This is a genomic window from Actinokineospora sp. UV203, assembly GCF_056323665.1.
In genome coordinates this window covers 6,298,535-6,315,693 of sequence record NZ_CM150484.1, presented here as the reverse complement: position 1 = coordinate 6,315,693, position 17,159 = coordinate 6,298,535, and the positions used below count along the sequence as shown (strand labels likewise).

Sequence of the window (17,159 nt, the reverse complement as noted above, 5' to 3'; positions counted from 1 at the left end):
TTGTCCGCGCGAATCGGGAGGTGGCGTGTGCGTTCCGCAACGTGGGAGGCCATAGGTAGGCGCTCCAGGTGGGTGATCACCATCGTGCTGGGGGTGTTGGTGATCGGCGGCGTTCAGGTTCCGGTGACTGCCGTTCCGGCGGCCGCCGCGCAGGCGGCGCGCCCGCAGGAGCTGGTGCAGAGCCGTCCGGACCTGGTGGCCGCGTCGGTGACGGCGCGGGCTCAGGGAGCGCGGGTCGAGGTGGAGGACCTGCGCACGGACTCGACCACGACGTGGGCGGAACCGGACGGGACATTGACCACGGACGCGCACGCCGCACCGATCCGGTACCGGGATCCGGCGGGAGGGTGGCGGGGTGTCGACCTGAACTGGCGTCAGGACGTTCGCGGCCGGGTGTCGGCCGGGTCGCACCCGCTGGGCTTGTCCCTGAGCGGACGCAACCCGACCGCGGGTGCGACGTTCGCGGCGGTGGCACCGGATGCGGAGCGTTCGGTCGAGTGGGCCGCGCCGTGGGCGCTGCCGGATCCCCGCCTTGACGGCACCAGGGCCACGTACGTCGACGTGCAGCCGGACGTGGACCTTGTCGTGCACAGCAGACGATCCGGGTTCGAGTTCGATCTCGTGGTCAAGCGCCGTCCCGAGGCGGCGCCGGTGTGGCGCATCCCGCTGCGCACGAAGGGGTTGACCGCCCAGCAGCAGCAGGACGGAACCATCGCGTTCCTCGACGTGAAGGGACAGGTGCACTCGACCATCGCGGCACCGTTCATGTGGGACGCCGCGCTCGACGAACGCAGCGGCGAGCCACGGAACAAGGTGCCGTTGGGCATGGCGGTGGAGCAGTCGGGCAAGGACACCGCGACGCTCGTGCTCGCCCCGGACCAATCGTGGCTGCTGGCGCCGCAGCGGGCCTTTCCGGTCACCATCGATCCGACGTACGCGGTGGGCACAGCGTACTCGTCGTTCGACACCTGGGTGCAGAGCGATTACACCACCGACCAGTCCACCTCGCCGGAGTTGAAGCTGGGCACCTACAACGGCGGCGCGGTCAAGGCGCGGTCGTTTCTCAACTTCTCCGTCGCCCCGTTCAAGGGCAAGCAGATCCTGAGCGCGCACCTGTCCCTGTTCGAGACGTGGTCCTACTCGTGCACCCCGTCGACGATGATCGTCCGCAGCACCCACCAGTTGGCGTCCACGGCCACACGCTGGACCGCGCAGCCGACATTCGGCTCGCAGTACGGTTCGACGAACGTGGCCAAGGGACACGACAGCGGCTGCCCGGCGGGACGAATGTCGGTGCCGATCACCAGCCTGGTGCAGGCGTGGTCGAACGCGACCTACACCGTCGGCGGCATGGTGTTGATGGCAGGCAACGAGACCGATTCCAACTCGTGGAAGCGATTCCACTCGAGTGAGGGATCAGCGGTTCCGTACATCTCCTACACCTACAACCGGCCGCCGGGTGCGCCGGCGACAGTGGAGCCGAGCGAGGCGGTCGCGTATGCGGCGCCGGGCGAGACGAGTTCGTCGTTGTACTCGCCGAGCCTGCGCCCCTGGGTGCGGACGAAGGCGACGGATCCGGACGGCAACACGGTGAAGTACATCTTCGAGTTCTATACGGGTACGGGCCCGACCTTCAGCCTGAAAGGCACCTGTACGTCGTCGGTCTATGCGTCTGGTACGACTGCCGGTTGCCGTCCGGCGACGGATCTGCCGGACAACACCCTGCTCTACATCCGGGCGAAGGCGAACGACGGCCTGTTCGATGGCCCCTGGGTCAGCTACAACCAGCGGCTGCGAACGGGTGCGGCGACTCCGGCATTGCCTGTCGTGTCGTGTCCGGCGCCGTACAACGTGAGTGACACCTGGCAGGACAACCCGCCCGCTACAGACGTGCAGTGCACGATCACCGCGACGGGCACCGATTACAACGCGCCGGGCTATCTGCGGCTCACCGTGGACGGCAAGCGCCCGGCGGCGAACTTCACCGGTGGCGCCGAAGGTCAGATCAAGATCACCCCGTCGGGCGACCCGGCGGTCGCGAAGTACAACGTGACCTTCCCGAAGGACAAGGCGGGTTTGCACACCATCGTCGTCCAGGCCGAGACCCCGGCCGGCAAGCTCTCGTCGAACCAGACTTACAAGTTCGGTTGGGGCGGCACGACGCTGACCTCGCCGACCTCGACGCCCCGGATCACCACCGCCGACAACATCCGCATCACAGCCTCCGGCCCGCCGAGAGGTCCCGCCTCGTCGGTGACCGCGAAAGTGAAGTGGCGCGTCTCCGGCTACGGCGGAAACGACGACCTAGTCGGCTGGAACGACGCGACCGACCTGCCGGTGACCGACAACAACGCCAGCGGCGTCAACGTCAACACCCTCTGGGACACAAACCTCGCCAAGACCGACGCGAACCTGGACGCTGACCCCGACACCGCCGGCATCCAACCCACCACACTGAACGACCGGGTCCCGGTCAAACTCGACATCCAGGTCTGTTTCAGCTACGGCACCACCGAACAATGCACCTGGTCCCAAACCCCCGACTCCACCGTCCAGCGCCTACCTCACGCCTTCGGCAACGGTTTCCCGGTCTCGGAAGCCGGCCCCGGCCAGGTCGCCCTGTGGACCGGCGAGTTCAGCACATCCGCGACCGACGTATCTGTGCAGGGCTACAGCGGCGACCTGTCGGTGTCGCGGTCCCACCTGACCTACGCAGGCCCGACGAACGCCATCACCGGCGCCTTCGGCCAGGGCTGGGTCGCGCAGTTCAACGGTGCCGAGTCCGCCATGGCGGGGACGGAGGTCGTCGACTCGAGCCGACTGGACGGCACGCTGGCGCTGGTCAACGAGGAGGGCACATCCCTGGTCTTCCAGTCGCCGTCAGGTAAACGGCGTACGACGGCCACCTTCGAGAACGGAACCTGGGCGCCAGCCGACGACGAGACCGCCGGAGACGGCGACAAGCTCACCGTCACGGGCACCGGGATCAACACCGTCTTGTCGTTCATCCAGGAGGATGGCACCGTCACCACCTGGTCCCCGAACGCGGCGCCGACCGCCGCAGCGGCAACGCAGTTCATCCCGACCGGTGTGTCCGAACCGGGGATCGCGGGCAAGACGACGTACTCCTACGACGGCAACGGCCGCGTGGTGCGCATCCTCTCCCCCGCGCCGCCAGGCGTGAGCTGCGGTGCCTACAACGCGGCGGCTCCGCTGACCGGCATGGCCACCGGCTGCCGTGCGCTGCACTTCGTCTACACCACGATCGGAGCCACGCGGGTCCGGCTCAGCGAGACCTGGCTTGACACCTACAACCCCGACAAGGCCGGCGGCGCGGGGATGGAATCGATCAAGGTCGCGTCCTACGCCTACGACGTGAACGCACAGCTGATCAAGGTGACCGACCCGCGGTCCGGGCTGGCCACGGAGTACACGTACAACGCCGCCGGCGACCTCGCCACGATCAAGCCGGCCGGACAGGAGCCGTACCAGGTCGGTTACGTCACGGTCGACCAGCGGCCGAAGGTGGACTCCGTCACCCGTCAGCGTCCGGCCGGTGACCCGACCGGTGGTACCGCGACTGTCGGCAAGTTCGTGTACAACGTGCCGTTGTCCGGCGACGGGCTGCCGGACCTGACCGGTTCATCGGTTGCTCGCTGGAATCAGCGATCCGCACCGACCCGTGGCTTCGCGGTCTTCGGGCCGGACCACCCGATCTCCGGCACTCCCACGGCGACCGACTGGCAGTACGCCGATCTCTCGTATGCCGACGCTGCCGGCTACACCGTGAACACCGCCAAGTACGGCGCCGGCGCCTGGCAGCTGACGTCGACCGACTACCACGAACAGGGCAACGTCGCTCGCGAGGTCGACGAACGCGCCCTTCGGGCGGTGATCGACGGCAACCTGCCTGCTGGTGCCTCCGTCGACCAACTCGCGACGCTGACGGTATACAACCCGGAGATCAGGAATGCCGTCGGTGACACCGTCCTGACGCCGGCCGGAACGCAGATCACCGACATCTACGCTCCGGCTCGGTACGCGGTGCTCAAGGACGGATCCGTCGCATGGGTCCGCCCGCACAAGCACACGACGTTCGACCAGGGCGCGCCGAACAACGGAATCAACCCCGACACATCGCTCCCGTACCGGCTCACCACCACCGTGACGTCGTCCGCACACGATCCCGGGATCGGAACCGACCTGGAGATCATCAGCCAGACCCTGACCGACTACTCGGCACCGGTCGCGGGCGATCCCGACGGCTGGCAACTGGGAAGCCCGAGCAAGACGGTCAACGATGTCGACCTCGACGGCGTCAACACCGCCGCTGACCTCGTCAAGATCAACCGATACAACGCCGAGGGGCGGATCGTCGAGGCTCGGCAGCCCGCCTCCGGCGGTGCCGATGCGGGCACGACAAACACCGTCTACTTCACCACGGCTGCGAACTCGTCGTTCCCCGCGTGCGGCGGCAAACCACAGTGGGCCGGCCTGATCTGTCAGACGTATCCCGCCGCGCAACCGACCGCGGCTTCCGGTGCGACCCCGACGCTGCCGACAACGGTGACGTCCGCTTTCACCTACTTGCTGGCCCCGAAGACCGTGACCGAGACCTCCGGACCGGTAACCCGGACGACAACAACGACGTACCTGCTGGACGGTCGCACCGAGTCGTCGGCAACCGTCGTCGCAGGCCTGACCGGAACCAGTCCGAACACGAAGAAGGTCACGGCCTATCACGCTTCGATGGGCCTGCCGACAGCCGTGACCGCCAAGAACGCCGACGGTACGACGGCCGGCACCGATACCACGGGATACGACACCTGGGGTCGCCAGATCTCCTACCAAGCCTCGGGTGAGCAGCCGAGCACCATGGTGTACAACTCGTCGGGTGCGGTCGCATCGCTGAACGATGCCAACGGCTCGACCGTTTACAGCTACGACGGTACCGACGCCGACGGAAAGACCGAACGGCGAGCCCTGCCGACCAAGGTCGAGGTCAACACGGCCGGTTCGACCTGGACCTCCATGGGAGCGTACGACCCGGGTGGGGCCCTGACGATCCAGAAGCTGCCCGGGGGCATCACGCAGTACAACGACGTCGACAACGCCGGCGTAGCAGTCGGTCTGCGCTACACCGGACAGGTGTCGTCGACGAACGAAGACGGCTCGACAACCGTCGACCCGAACGGCTCGTGGCTGTCCTGGTCTCTCGCGAACGACGTCTCCGGTCGGCTCTCACGCGAATGGACCCCGGACGGCAACGCCTTCACCAGCGCTGCGGGCCAGGCGCTCGGCTACGACCGCCGCTTCAGCTACGACAATGCCGGGCGACTCGTCCAGGTCGACGACCGCACCGCATTGAGTCCTGGAGCCGACATCAACGACCCCACGCAGACTCCCGCTTGTGTCACCAGGACGTACGGCTTCGACCGCAACGACAACCGCACCAGCAAGGCAACGGCGCCGGCCGCTGCCGACGGCTCGTGCAGCACCTCGGGGGCGACGACCCAGACCCGGGCCTTCGACACCGCGGATCGGCCCGTGACCGGAGCGAACGGAGTCGGTAACTACGCCTACGACCGATTGGGGCGTGCCACCACGGTGCCGGCGTCGGATGCGCCGCATCCGTCCGACGGTGACATCACACTCGGGTACTACGGCAACGACCTGGTCCGCTCGATCACGCAAGGCACGAGCAGCACGGAGTTCGCTCTCGACGCGTTGGATCGCCGCTATAGCGAAACGGTCACCGCAGGCGGAACGACGACGAGCATGATTCGCCACTACACGACTCCCTCAGACAACCCGACATGGGCAACTCGGGGCACGCAGGCTGAACGGTATGTCAGCTTCCTAGGCGATGCGCTGAGCCTGATCGCTCGCGGTGGAGCGGCCAGCACGATCCTGCTGTCGAATCCCCACGGCGACGTCGTATCCACGACCGACGTCACGCAGCCGTCGACTGCTGCCAACGGCCTGGCCAGCTGGACGAACTACGACGAATACGGTGCCAAGACATCCGGTATTGCCGCCGGTCTGCTCCGCGTCGGCTGGAGCGGGTCGCATGGCCGTTCGGAGGCAGACACCGGTCTGGTGCTGATGGGAAAGCGCGTCTACAACCCCGCAGCAGGTCTATTCTCCTCGATCGATCCGATCCCCGGCGGAAACGCCAACCAGTACACCTTCCCGACCGACCCGGTGAACACCTACGACCTCGACGGCTGCATATGCAAGTTCTGGGGCAAGCGCGTCGTGTATGTGCTGTGGGAGCAATGGCGCAGCAAGTGGAGCCGGTGGCGGTTCGTCTCCATCATTCTCTCAATCCGAACGTATGCCATCGCGAATCAGATCAGATCCCAGAAACGCCTGATGTACATCGTCGAGAAGAAGTGCTCCTGGGGGAAGGTTTACTATCGGTGGGCGTTCCGGTATCAGAGTCGCCGGGAGTACTCCTTCGGCGTACCGAATGCCATCTGGCTCGGGTGGACCTACACCACCCGTTGGGGATGGGACTTCGGATGGGGCGCCTACGAGTGGACAAGCAGCTGGCGCCGGTGATCAGCTCGCCGATCGTCCAGATCGCAGGAACACACTGACGCCCTGAACCTGATCGGGGCCGCCCGGTGGGCGGCCCCGCCGGAGGCGGAACATGGTTGTGGCGCAGCACATTCATCCGCTGCGTACTCAAACCCGCCGTCAACGGCAACGAAGACCAACCCCGGTCAGGCGCCGGGACTGCTGCGCAAACTCGCCGCCTACCTGGCCAGGAACACGCGGCGGGTGGTGCGGGTAGGGCGGGAACAACTACGCCAGTTCCTGCGCAAACACGACATCACCTTCCAGCGGACCAAGACCTGGGAGGAATCCAACGACCCCGACCGCGACGCCAACTCGCCCGCATCGAGCACGTCACCAGCCGCTTCCCGGACCGGGTCTTCGCCTTCGACGAGTTCGGTCCGCTGACCATCCGCCCGCACCTCGGTGCAGGCTGGGCCCGGAAAGGGCATCCGGACGGCTGCCAGCGAACTGTCACAAGCTGCACGGTGTCCGGCAGTTCCACGGCTGCTACTGCGTCGGCGAGGACTCCCTCTGCCGCCAACAAGGTCGAGTTGTGCTTCACCCCAACGTATTCATCGTGGGCCAACCCGATCGAGGCGCACTTCGGGCCGCTGCGGACGTTCGTCATCGCCGGGTCGAATCACCCGAACCACACCGTCGCCACCCGCGCATTGCACGACCACCTGCGCTGGCGCAACCACTGAGGGTCCAGGCCGGCCATACCCGTCTCGTTGAACCGGTGGATCACACCCCGGATCGCATCCTCGTCGCCCTGGACCAGCCGGGCGATGGCCCCCACCGTGTTCCCGCCGGCCCGAAGCCAGCACCACCATCGCCCGGCGCAGCCGCACCGCCGACCCGGTCCCTCTTCGCACAATCTGCTGCAGCCGCTGACCCTCATGATCGGTCAGCCTGCGCACCCGGACTGGATCTGCCATCCACCCAGCCTGACCGCATCTCGATCACTGACCACGAACGCTGATCGGCGTGTCACCAAACCGGCCAACCTTCATGGACAGAGCGCTAGGCGACCCCGGAGGCCACCAGCCAGCCGAAGCAAGTCGGTCCGTGCCCCGCCTGGCCCGCTTGGGCCGAGCAAGTGCGAAAAGCGCGCGAAATACTGAAGACACTCGCCGCCGAGAAGCGCCCACCCCTGCCAGCGCCTCCAAAACCTCTCGCTGTCATCCCGTCGGGCCTTCCGATCGGTGAGATCATGAAGCGCCTCGCGGCAATCCAAGCCGAGCATCCCAACGCCGAAGTACGACGAGGGGCCAGAAACAAATGGGAGATCTGGCCGCCGCGCAACCACTGACGCCGCCGCCCACTCCCCCCGGGCGACCCCCGAGGGTCGCGCGATGAGCCTGGACGAGGCGGTCGCCTACGCGCGCCGGTCCCAGGGCGCCCGGTCACGGCCGTCCAGCGGCTGGGCCAGCCTGACACCCACCGAACCGCGAGGTCGTCGAACACGCGGCGGCGGGGCTCACCAACCCCGAGATCGGCGCGCGCCTGTTCATGAGCCGGGCAACCGTGAAAACCCATCTCTCCCACGTGTACGCCAAGCTCGACATCGGCAACCGCACCCAACTCGCCGCCATCGTCCAGAGCGACTTCATCAACAACCGGATCTCGCAGGTGCCCCGCGCGGACCGGCCACTGGTGCTTGGCGAGCGCAACCGGATCCACCGATCATATGGAGATCGAGCGCGGCATCGCCGAGGAGGTTCGCGCCGAGATCGACAAGGTCCTCGATCGGCTCCAGCAGCACCGTGGCACTGTCGACGGGACCATCGACGAACTGCGGCGACGCCGCGCCGAACTCGGCTGACCCGAGTTCGGCGAACGACGCTGGTCAGTCAATCCAGCTGCGGTCAGATGATCAGGTTGGCCAGCAGGACGAGCAGCAGGCCGGTTCGTTGAGGTCGGTTGAGCGCAGTTGGAAGAGCTCATATGTGTGAACTATGCCGGAAATCTGCCCCGACCTGCGGAAACGTGACTCCCGCAGGTCGGGCGGTCTTGTTGACGAATGTTGAATGCCGTTCAACCCAGTTCAGCGCAGCGCTCTGCTCCCCGATTGCTCCCCACGCTGCTCCCCAGCTCGGTACAACCACCTTAGCGACCCGTGCCGGTTCGGGAACCGGCACCGCTATGACGCCTTGTGGCTCCGTGTCGGCCACGCGGCCATCAATACCCGGGACTGTCAGTCCGATACTGACAGCACATCTCAGCGCGGCGGGACCTGCCTTCGATCGGTCAGGATGAGAGGGCTTCGACGTCACCGCTTGCTTGTGGTTGTCGGCTTACCCAGTTCTTGCCCTCTGCGGCGATGCCTTCGAGGATGTGGAGGGTTTGCCCGAAGCCGGAGAAGTCGAGGTCGATTTTGGATAGTTCGGCAGAATTCTCACCGGTCTTGTATTTGAAGTCGTTCCGGTCGACGATGCGGATGCTGTTCGTCGGGCCGTTCATAAGGGTGATGTCGAGGGTGTAGGCGAGTTGGCTGGTTTCATTCACCTGGATCGACGAAACGGCGTCGAACCGGTAGTTGTTGCGTACCAGGCCGTCGCGCGCTCCCTTGGTGAAGTCGAGTGCGGTGCTGACTTCGCGGACGCCGTCCTGGGTGATCAGAAACAGGCGGAGGGTGTAGCGGGAGTACCTCCAAGGCCCGCCGGGAACCCGTGCTCGGCGGTAGTTGTCGGCAGGTGTCTGCAGGAAAGCGTGGGCGATGATGTCGCGCCAGGCGAGGCGATAACGGCATAAGACCTCATCGAGCAGGATCGTCTTGTCGCAGTTCAGCCAGGCCTCCATCTCGTGCTCGGCGGGTCGCAGTGTGTCGAGCTTGGTCTTCCACCTCAGGTACGCCTGGTGACGTTCCGCCAGGAGGCGATCGGACTCGGCTTGCTCGTCGGCGATGCGCCGTCGTTCGCCCCTGATGCGGAACCAGCGGGTGGCGGCGCCGTTGCCGCTGACCGCGGCGGCGAGCGTGAGCGCGGCGGCGAGCATGGGCGCATGACGCAGGGCCACTGTGGCCGTGTGGGCCGAACTCGCGAGGAACACCAGCGAGGACAGCGACGCCACCGCGACGGTGGAGAGGCGTGTGCGGTGGTCCTTGAGGCGCTCGGTGAACGTGCGGTCTCGCCACTCGGTCTTGGTAGACGACGCGAGGTGGCGGATGAGCCACTTGACGGCGTCATGTCGAGTACGGTCGTCGTCCTCTCCGTCGTCGTAGAGGTCCACGATCTCGTCGCGGAAGGTGTTGCGCAGCCCCTCGGTGGCGTCGAGCCACACGCTGCGGCGCGTCTTTTCTGGCAGGTAGAGCGCGAAGTAGTGGGACAGGGACTCATCGACTCGACGGGCGAGGCCGGAGCTCTCGTCGGCAATCCGTCGGTTGAAGTAGGCCCTGCGCTTGCTCTTCGCCTTCTGGACTTGGTAGCTCCACTGCAGACCTGCACGCACGCTGACGCACCCCGCCGCTACGGCCATCAAGGTTGCAGCGATCGTCAGAGGTTGCAGCGCAGCCGGGATCCACGCCAACCATCCTGCGACGATGGCGAACACGCCTGTCCAGATAGCGTGCAAGATGTGGTCTGTCCGCCGGGCGGTGCTGGGCGCGGGCGTGCGAACCCTGGGCTCAGCAGGCGCGGGCTGGAAGTAGCTCCAGGCGCGCTGGACTCGCTCTCCCGCGAGGTGGGCAGCATTGGCGGAGACCCGTGTCTCGACCCAGAAGGCTGTCTTCACGCTTCCTGTGAGGACTAGGTCGAGGTGGCGGAGGATCTTGGTGCGTTGTCCTGTCGGCACGTCGAGCAGTTCGTAGAGCGCGAACCTGGGGTTTGACTTGGCATCCTGCTGACACTCCAGCAGTGCGTAGATCGCTACCAGTGCTTGTTTCCACTGGTTGTCTGGATAGTCGCCGACGGGTTTGGATGTTTGCTTCAACTGCTCGTGGTCATCTGGTGTGAGATCTCGATAGGCGCGCTTGCTGAGTAAGGCCAGCACCCAGTGGAACCGCACTTCGGGGTTGTCGTGGCCGTGAGCGAGCGCTTCGCCGATCAGGTCGCGAGCGCGCATGGGCACGCCGTCGTCGAGAAACTGCACGCCCACTTCGTATTTACGGCTCGGGGGCGCGTCAGGGAGCACGTTGTACACATTCGAGTTATGAACGTGCTGGCCTTGGATTCCAACATACTGGGCGGTGTTGTTGACCGCGGTGTCGCCGCCGTCGCTCACGCCAACCCCTGGGCCGCTGTGATCAGCGCCGACACGCTGGAGGCGAGGCTGGCGAGGTCGCCGACCAAGCCTCGCAAGCGCTTGAGCGCGAGTACGAACGCGCCCTTGTCTGAGGACGGCTCGGCTTCCAGGGCGTGCCGTGCAGTGTCGACTTCCGCCTCGGCTGCCTCATAGGTGAGGTCGTCAATGCGACCGGACACGTGTTCGCGCGCCAACTGTTCCCGCAGCGCCACGAGTTCGGCTGCGAGACCACCGGCTGCGATGACCTGAGATAGCGACCCCATCACAACGGTGCTGCCCGCAACGTGCGCCGCCTGAATGCCGACCGGGCCGAACGCGGTGTTGTTAACCGTCGTGCCGGTCTTCCCAGAACTGCTGTCCATTACTCGCTGCTCCTGGTCGTCGATGAGATCCTGTGCCAGTCGGAGAGCGAATGCCGCGGCGTTCGCGGCAGCCCGCGGTTGCCACAGCCCGTCGCCCGTTGAGTCCTTGTTGCCGTCCGCCATGTCGCTGATGCCGCGGATGATCGCCACTGGGGATCCGTTGAGATGCCCCGCCTGCGCCACACCCGCCGCTTCCATCTCGATGGCCAGCGCGTCGTTGTAGTGATCGCGGACCCAGTTCGCCTCGTAGGACAGGCGGGAGTTCTGCACGACCTCCCCGGCGGCGATCGCTCCGAAGTGGACCTTAGGTGCGCGGCCGAGGCCGTCGGCCCATTCTGCTGACCGGCCGAGGTGCGCCGCGAGCTGGCTGACACCGTGGTCGATCTCCCACACACGGGGGCGAGCTTTCAGGCCTTCGTCCTCGCTGGTACCACCGTGGTAGGCGTAGACGTGTGTCGCCACGACGATGTCGCCCAATCGGGTGGACGACCAAAGGCCGCCCGCTACGCCGACGAACAGCACGGCGACGGGAGAGAACTCGTGGATCGCGCGCTCGGCCAACACAGCCGCCGGGTGGTTTCCCTTGCCAGTCAGGCCCAAGGCGACGTGGCAGTTCGTGCCCCGCACAACGCCGACCTCGAACCTGGTGCCGCGGGCATGGCGGTGCACTCGCGGGCTGCTCAGCTTATCGCGGATGGCTTGGTACTCGAGGTTGAACGCGCTGAGCATCACCACCAGGCGCTTGGACATCAATCCCCCTCTGTCGTGACTTCCGGAGCCGGTCGGGTCAGTGGCGGGTGCAGCGTTGTCCGCGGACCCACTGTGAACAGCCGGGCGGGCCTACCCGTGGTGACAACGCGATCCGAGCCCGTCGGCACGATGAACCCGGAGACGGCCTGCACTTTGCGGTAGAAGTTCCTCGGATCCAGCCGTACCCCCCACATCGCCTCATATACGCGCTGAAGATCCGAGATCGTGAACGTCGTGTCGCAGAACGCCGTCGCCAGCGCGGTGTACTCGAGTTTCGCCCGCGCCTGCTCTAGTCCGTCGGTGACGATCTGAAGGTGGTCGAACGCCAGTGGCAACCGTCGGGACGTGACGTCATCGACGGGCATCCACGACGCGGCGGCCGCGTCCGTACCCGCCACCGGCTCCGGAAGACGCGGAGAGATAGCCAGGTAGGCGACGGAGATGACCCGGCCACGCGGGTCGCGGTCGGGCTCCCCGTATGCACCGAGTTGCTCCAGGTGCAGACCCGACGCGTCGAGGTTCGCCTCCTCGCGCAGCTCGCGGCACGCCGCGGAGAAGACCCCCTCCGACGCGTCGTTCAAGAAACCGCCGGGCAGCGCCCAGCAACCCTCGAACGGCTCGATGCCGCGCTGGACCAGCAGAACCTGCAGCCGCTCGTCCCGCAACGTCAAGATGACCAAGTCCACCGCCACCAGGACGGGCGGTGGCACCCACGCACCATCAGTCATGACACAAAACTAGCTTATTGTCGATCTGACAGAAAGTGCTTGGGCTCTGGAGTGGCGCGTCCCGAAGCACATTTCACTCGAATGGAGTGCAGTAATAGACCCCCGCAGTTCCGGCGGCTCCATAGCGCGCTCTGCGCAGCAGTGCCACCAGTCGGTGACGGACACCCCTCGCGCGGGGACCACCGCCCGCGTTTCAGTCGGGGGCCTGTCTGGTGAGTCCCCTCAGCGCGGACATCCCCGCTGGGCCGTACTTGTTCCGCCTCACCGGCGGGATCACCCTGCCCACTGCGGGCAACTACACCCTCGAAGTCCACGGCGACGACGGCGCCCGACTGTGGATCGACGAGAAGATCGTCGCCGGCGACTGGGCATTGGGCGCGGGGCCGCCAGATCGCGGCATTTCAGACGGGCTCGACCAACATTTGGAGCTAGAGGACTCGAACCCCTGACCCCCACACTGCCAGTGTGATCCACAAAGGACTGTCAGCTGCGGAAACCCAAGGGCCCCAGGATATCCAGTGCCGTTGCTTGCCGTTCGGCGCCGTTATGCGCCATTCCACGACGTTCAACTCCTTGCCCTGCTCCAGTTTTTCTCCACCACGTTCAGTGTGAGACTCGTCGAACGCGCGCGCAAGTGCCTGCAACACGAGGGTTACATCGCTACGAGACCAACGTGGACACTTAACCGCACCAGCGTACGACCGTCGCTACGACAAAGCCAGAGGATCGCCGCCACCTCCCGAAGGACCTGCGCTTGCCAACCGCTGTAGCGCTTTGTGCCCTCGGTATTTTCTCCTTGCGATCCTCGCTGGTCCCGCAGAGCCAGCGCTGCCCTCCGCCTGGCTGAGCGCGGCGGACCAAATCCTGCCTCCATCCACGCGATGGCGTTGCGGTACGTGCCCGATGCGACCCACGCGTCGAACTCGTCGAGAACCGAGCAGATCCGCGTGTAGTCGTCACTGGCGGCGGGCACGATCCCGAAGTGCGGCGACTTGCTGATCTTGCTGAGCGTCCCGGGGACAGCGCCCAATCCAGGGATGTGAAAGTTCACGGCCGCGCCGCGCTTGTCGAACCCGCCGTGGCCGTAGGTGTTGCGGTAGGTCTCGGCGAGGTCGCGCAGCACCTCGTACTTCTTCTGTGCGACCAGGTGGGTGTTCAGGTCGAAGAGACGTTTGAACTTGTCGCCCCAGTTCAGGCCTATGAAGTCAGTGACGGTCTCCTGTTCGGGGCCGACCACGATGAAAAAGGTTCAGTGTTGTGCGCGCAGGTTCTGCGCCAGCGTCCAGAAGACCCCGAAGTTGGGGATGTCGCCGATCGCGTATCTCCTCGGCCTGCGACCCGCCGCAGCGAGTACCACCTGACCCGTGTTGGTCGACAGGTCTCGAACCGTGTTCCACGGCACGAGACCGTCGGGGGTGGTGATACCGGATGCGGAGAGGGCCAGTGCGCCGAAGGTGACGGTCCGGCCCGCGGCGATAGATTCCACCGCTGGTGGCAGTCGCCGGTCGAAGACTTCCTTCTGCAGCAGCGGGCCCAGTTCGAGGACATCGGTGGGCGACGTCTTGCCCGGCTGTTCGATGCCCCGGAAGACGACCAGTTCGCCGTCCGCCAGCACGAGCTTGTAGACGTGGGCGGTGAAGACGTGCTGGCCGTTGACGTAGTTGTCGGTCACGACGCGGTGGATGGCGTCGACCTCGGCCCAGGTGAACGCGCGGGCGGGAACCCCTTCCTGCGACGGCAGTGCGAAACCCTCACCGAACACGTAGACGCGTTCGCGTTCTTCCTCGCCCTCGTTGCCGCCCCGGTCCGTTAAGTAGAAGCTCGCGCCCCAGCCCACGAGCGTCAGCACCACGCCCGCGCCGAAGCCCAGGCCGACGCTTCCGGTCACCCACCAGAGGAGCAAGCCGATGACCAGAGGAGCGGCGATCGCGGCGAGGACGAGCAGGCCCTTGCGAAGTTCGGCACCCTTCTCCCTCGCGGCTTCCTCGGCGGTGCCCACCCGGTGCGGGACTCGGTGCACCGCTATGGCCTGGCCCAGCCCTCTGTTGGCGGCCGCTCTCGTCACCTCGGGCGGGATCGCGTGGTCCCCCAAGAACTGCATCGACATCCGTGCTCCCCTACCGCGGTCGGTGAAATCTCGATCAAACCACGAGACGGGGGGCCGGGTGGCGCTTCCGGGTGATCGAACAGTCGGGAGTCCGACAGGAGGATTCACGGCATTGATGCGTTGGCGGTCCCGCCCGTCCGACGGCGCGGCGGCCCGGCCCGCGACCAGCCGGACACGGTAGCGCAGCGCGTCGAGCACCCGCTGGACGCCCCCGCCTTCTTCGTCGAGGGCTCCCACGCCCGAAACAACGAGGATGTCCCGTGCCGGCGGCTCGAACCACGCACGAATCCAACCGGACCAACTCGGAGGAACGAGCACGGCTCCGCAGCGCCCCCGTCTTGTCATGAGGCCTCGCGGACCCGGCATACCAAAGGAGTCACCGCCGACACCGTGCCCGTTCGACACCCATTAGACGTGCCAAGGCGCGGCGCGGGCGGGACGGTGCGAACCCCGTTCAAGCGCCAGGCCACCCAGGCGCGGCTGTCACGCGGACAGAAGGCGGTCTACCAGGCCCACGCCCGCATCCGCGCCCTCGGCGAACGCGCCGTGTCACTGCTCAAGGGCTGGAAAATCCTGATCAAGCTGCGCTGCCGCCCACGCCGAGCCACCGCGATCGTCGTGGCCGTCCTCGTCCTGCACCACGTCGAAACCTGCCGCCAACCACGATGGAAAGGGTTCACTCTGGCGGCTTCCTCCTGCGGCTTCCGTGGTAGTCGACCACTGCTGGTGGTGCCTTCCTTCCGGGGTAGTTGATCGTTCGCCTTGGTGCCTCGCTTGGTGGCGATGGTGAGGTGTTGTTGGGCGTCGGGGTGATCGAGCGCGCGGAGCAGTGTTGTGCGCGATGGGTGGGTGAACCGATTGCGAACGCCTCGGCTGGATGATCGAGCCGCCCTGATAGCTTCGATCGTTGCCCTAACCTCCATTCTTGCAGTGTGCATGAAGCAGTCCTTGGAGCGGCGGCGGCTGAGATGTGGCGGGGTACTATGATGACGTTTTAACGAGCCCCTGGATAAGCAGCTACCAATAGGTGTGCACGCAATCTGATCAAAGTGCAGACGATGCTCAAGTACGCGCAGATGGCTCATCTGTACGCGGACCGTATAACCAAATTCTGTACGTTCCCCATGAACTTGATCGAGCACGATGGCGCAACTTGGTATTCATCAAGCCGAAAAGGGTGCCGAAATATCCGACGTCCGGAGACCTCAGCTACAACACGGGCAACTGGCACGCTCCTTCGACTACGCGCGAGCGGGGCTGTCACCGTAGCGAGTCGGCATGCAAATTGCTTCCGTGCTATCTGATCGAAATATCAGATAGCTAGCATCTACACGCGGAAACTGTCATTCTTGTACGGAAACTACAGCGGCAACGGAACCGCTCGGGCGAGTAGCCGCCCGCATACTGGTCTCCCCGGTACCGGTAGGGCTCGACCTTTCACCACCTGTCCCCGGTTTGGGGCATCGACCATCAAACCTCCATCAAGGTAGAGGCCGACGTGGCGGATCTTGGTGTTCGGGTCGCCGTAGAACACGAGGTCGCCGGGCAGCAGCGGCTGCCCTGCGGGGACGCGCGGCCCGGCGTGGAACTGGGTGTGCGCGGTGCGGGGCAAGGTCATTCCGGCGGCGGCGTAGGCGGCCTTGGTCAAGCCGCTGCAGTCGAATCCGCCGTCCTCTTCGCCGTTGACTGGCGGAGGGGACTTATTCTGACGGTGCACTATTCCTTGCCCCCAGTGCGTCGTCTCATGTGTGGGCTCGATCGGAATAAGGTTCAGACGGCGACGAGTCGCCCCAGGATCGGCAGTGTGTCGCGGAGGTCTCGGGTTTCGAGCGTGGTGGTTGCGGCGGCTTTGGCGTCAGGTGAGGCGTTGATCGCGATGCTGAGCCCGACGGCCGCGAACAGGGGTAGATCGATCGACTGTCGCCGATGGCAGCGCAGGAGTGTGGGGCAACACCGAGCTCTCGTGCCTGAGCAAGGGCGAAGTCCCGTTTGTCGTGCTCGTCGAAGTGGTGGGCGACGAGCCCGGTGAACCGGCCTTCGACGATTTCCGGTTGCGGCCCGCAGAACGCGTGGAAGTCGAAACGTTCTGTCAGGTATTGGCCGACCGGCGACCAGGCCAGTGTCGCCAACACGGGGACGAGGCGGTGGCGGCGGCACCACGCGACGGTCTCGGCGATTCCGGTGATCAGGGGCAGGTCAAGCAGCCAAGCGTGGACTTGCTGTGGAGTGGCCCCGGCCCAGCCTGCGGCGTCGAACTCGCTGACCTGCGAATTGTCCATCGTGCCGGCGGCATACGCATCCTCGGCTGCTGCCAGCTCGTCGTGGTGACCGAGAAACTCGGCCAGGAATACTGACGAGCTGGTCTCGGGTATGAGGGTTCCGTCGATGTCGAAGAACACTAGGCCA

11 protein-coding genes and 1 pseudogene are annotated in these 17,159 nt (G+C 65.8%); 5 read left to right on the top strand and 7 right to left on the bottom strand.

Annotated features, from left to right (window positions below):
• Nucleotides 1-72: 72 nt before the first annotated feature.
• From ACUZ2Y_RS30395 to ACUZ2Y_RS30385, 3 genes are all read left to right on the top strand, one after another.
• Complete coding sequence (locus ACUZ2Y_RS30395; RefSeq protein WP_476325339.1) at nucleotides 73-6,564, top strand: DNRLRE domain-containing protein; 6,492 nt, start codon at nucleotides 73-75, stop codon at nucleotides 6,562-6,564.
• 551 nt (nucleotides 6,565-7,115) lie between these two features.
• Complete coding sequence (locus ACUZ2Y_RS30390) at nucleotides 7,116-7,268, top strand: hypothetical protein (RefSeq protein ID WP_476325337.1); 153 nt, start codon at nucleotides 7,116-7,118, stop codon at nucleotides 7,266-7,268.
• Nucleotides 7,269-8,254: 986 nt separating this feature from the next.
• Nucleotides 8,255-8,389 (top strand): hypothetical protein, encoded by a 135-nt coding sequence (locus ACUZ2Y_RS30385; RefSeq protein ID WP_476325335.1) that lies wholly within the window; start codon nucleotides 8,255-8,257, stop codon nucleotides 8,387-8,389.
• Nucleotides 8,390-8,814: 425 nt separating this feature from the next.
• On the opposite strand, the gene ACUZ2Y_RS30380 is transcribed toward ACUZ2Y_RS30385, so the two are convergent.
• The 3 genes from ACUZ2Y_RS30380 to ACUZ2Y_RS30370 are packed head-to-tail and all read right to left on the bottom strand — an operon-like array spanning nucleotide 8,815 to nucleotide 12,646.
• Nucleotides 8,815-10,785, bottom strand: a complete 1,971-nt coding sequence (locus ACUZ2Y_RS30380) for a hypothetical protein (RefSeq protein ID WP_476325333.1) — start codon at nucleotides 10,783-10,785, stop codon at nucleotides 8,815-8,817.
• Nucleotides 10,782-11,918, bottom strand: a complete 1,137-nt coding sequence (locus ACUZ2Y_RS30375) for a 5'-methylthioadenosine/S-adenosylhomocysteine nucleosidase family protein (protein ID WP_476325331.1) — start codon at nucleotides 11,916-11,918, stop codon at nucleotides 10,782-10,784. The genes ACUZ2Y_RS30380 and ACUZ2Y_RS30375 overlap by 4 nt, the downstream gene beginning before the upstream one ends.
• Nucleotides 11,918-12,646 carry an NUDIX hydrolase gene (locus tag ACUZ2Y_RS30370; protein ID WP_476325329.1) on the bottom strand — a complete coding sequence of 243 codons (729 nt, stop codon included), beginning with the start codon at nucleotides 12,644-12,646 and terminating at the stop codon, nucleotides 11,918-11,920. Before ACUZ2Y_RS30370 ends, ACUZ2Y_RS30375 begins: the two co-directional genes overlap by 1 nt.
• A gap of 212 nt (nucleotides 12,647-12,858) precedes the next feature.
• Between ACUZ2Y_RS30370 and ACUZ2Y_RS30365 the strand changes: the two genes are divergently transcribed.
• A complete protein-coding gene (locus ACUZ2Y_RS30365; RefSeq protein ID WP_476325327.1) occupies nucleotides 12,859-13,095 on the top strand; it encodes a PA14 domain-containing protein in 237 nt (78 codons plus the stop codon).
• 203 nt (nucleotides 13,096-13,298) lie between these two features.
• Here ACUZ2Y_RS30365 and ACUZ2Y_RS30360 read toward each other — a convergent pair whose 3' ends face one another.
• Together ACUZ2Y_RS30360 and ACUZ2Y_RS30355 are read right to left on the bottom strand one after the other, a co-directional pair.
• Nucleotides 13,299-13,883: a hypothetical protein gene (locus ACUZ2Y_RS30360; RefSeq protein ID WP_476325325.1), complete on the bottom strand. Its 585-nt coding sequence runs from the start codon at nucleotides 13,881-13,883 to the stop codon at nucleotides 13,299-13,301.
• Nucleotides 13,884-13,895: 12 nt separating this feature from the next.
• Nucleotides 13,896-14,753: a DUF6585 family protein gene (locus ACUZ2Y_RS30355; RefSeq protein WP_476325323.1), complete on the bottom strand. Its 858-nt coding sequence runs from the start codon at nucleotides 14,751-14,753 to the stop codon at nucleotides 13,896-13,898.
• Nucleotides 14,754-15,077: 324 nt separating this feature from the next.
• Here ACUZ2Y_RS30355 and ACUZ2Y_RS30350 point away from each other — a divergent pair.
• Nucleotides 15,078-15,410, top strand: a pseudogene (locus tag ACUZ2Y_RS30350) (transposase family protein); the annotation flags it as partial.
• Between the two features lie 703 nt (nucleotides 15,411-16,113).
• Here ACUZ2Y_RS30350 and ACUZ2Y_RS30345 read toward each other — a convergent pair.
• Entirely contained in the window at nucleotides 16,114-16,470 is a 357-nt protein-coding gene (locus ACUZ2Y_RS30345) for a C40 family peptidase (RefSeq protein ID WP_476325321.1), read from the bottom strand.
• A gap of 25 nt (nucleotides 16,471-16,495) precedes the next feature.
• A complete protein-coding gene (locus tag ACUZ2Y_RS30340; protein WP_476325319.1) occupies nucleotides 16,496-17,152 on the bottom strand; it encodes an HAD family hydrolase in 657 nt (218 codons plus the stop codon).
• Nucleotides 17,153-17,159: the final 7 nt, after the last annotated feature.

Coding starts and splice junctions, on each gene's coding strand:
- ACUZ2Y_RS30355 (WP_476325323.1), bottom strand. CDS start 14,753: ATGTCGATGCAGTTCTTGGGGGACCACGCGATCCCGCCCGAGGTGACG.
- ACUZ2Y_RS30375 (WP_476325331.1), bottom strand. CDS start 11,918: ATGTCCAAGCGCCTGGTGGTGATGCTCAGCGCGTTCAACCTCGAGTAC.
- ACUZ2Y_RS30370 (WP_476325329.1), bottom strand. CDS start 12,646: ATGACTGATGGTGCGTGGGTGCCACCGCCCGTCCTGGTGGCGGTGGAC.
- ACUZ2Y_RS30385 (WP_476325335.1), top strand. CDS start 8,255: ATGGAGATCGAGCGCGGCATCGCCGAGGAGGTTCGCGCCGAGATCGAC.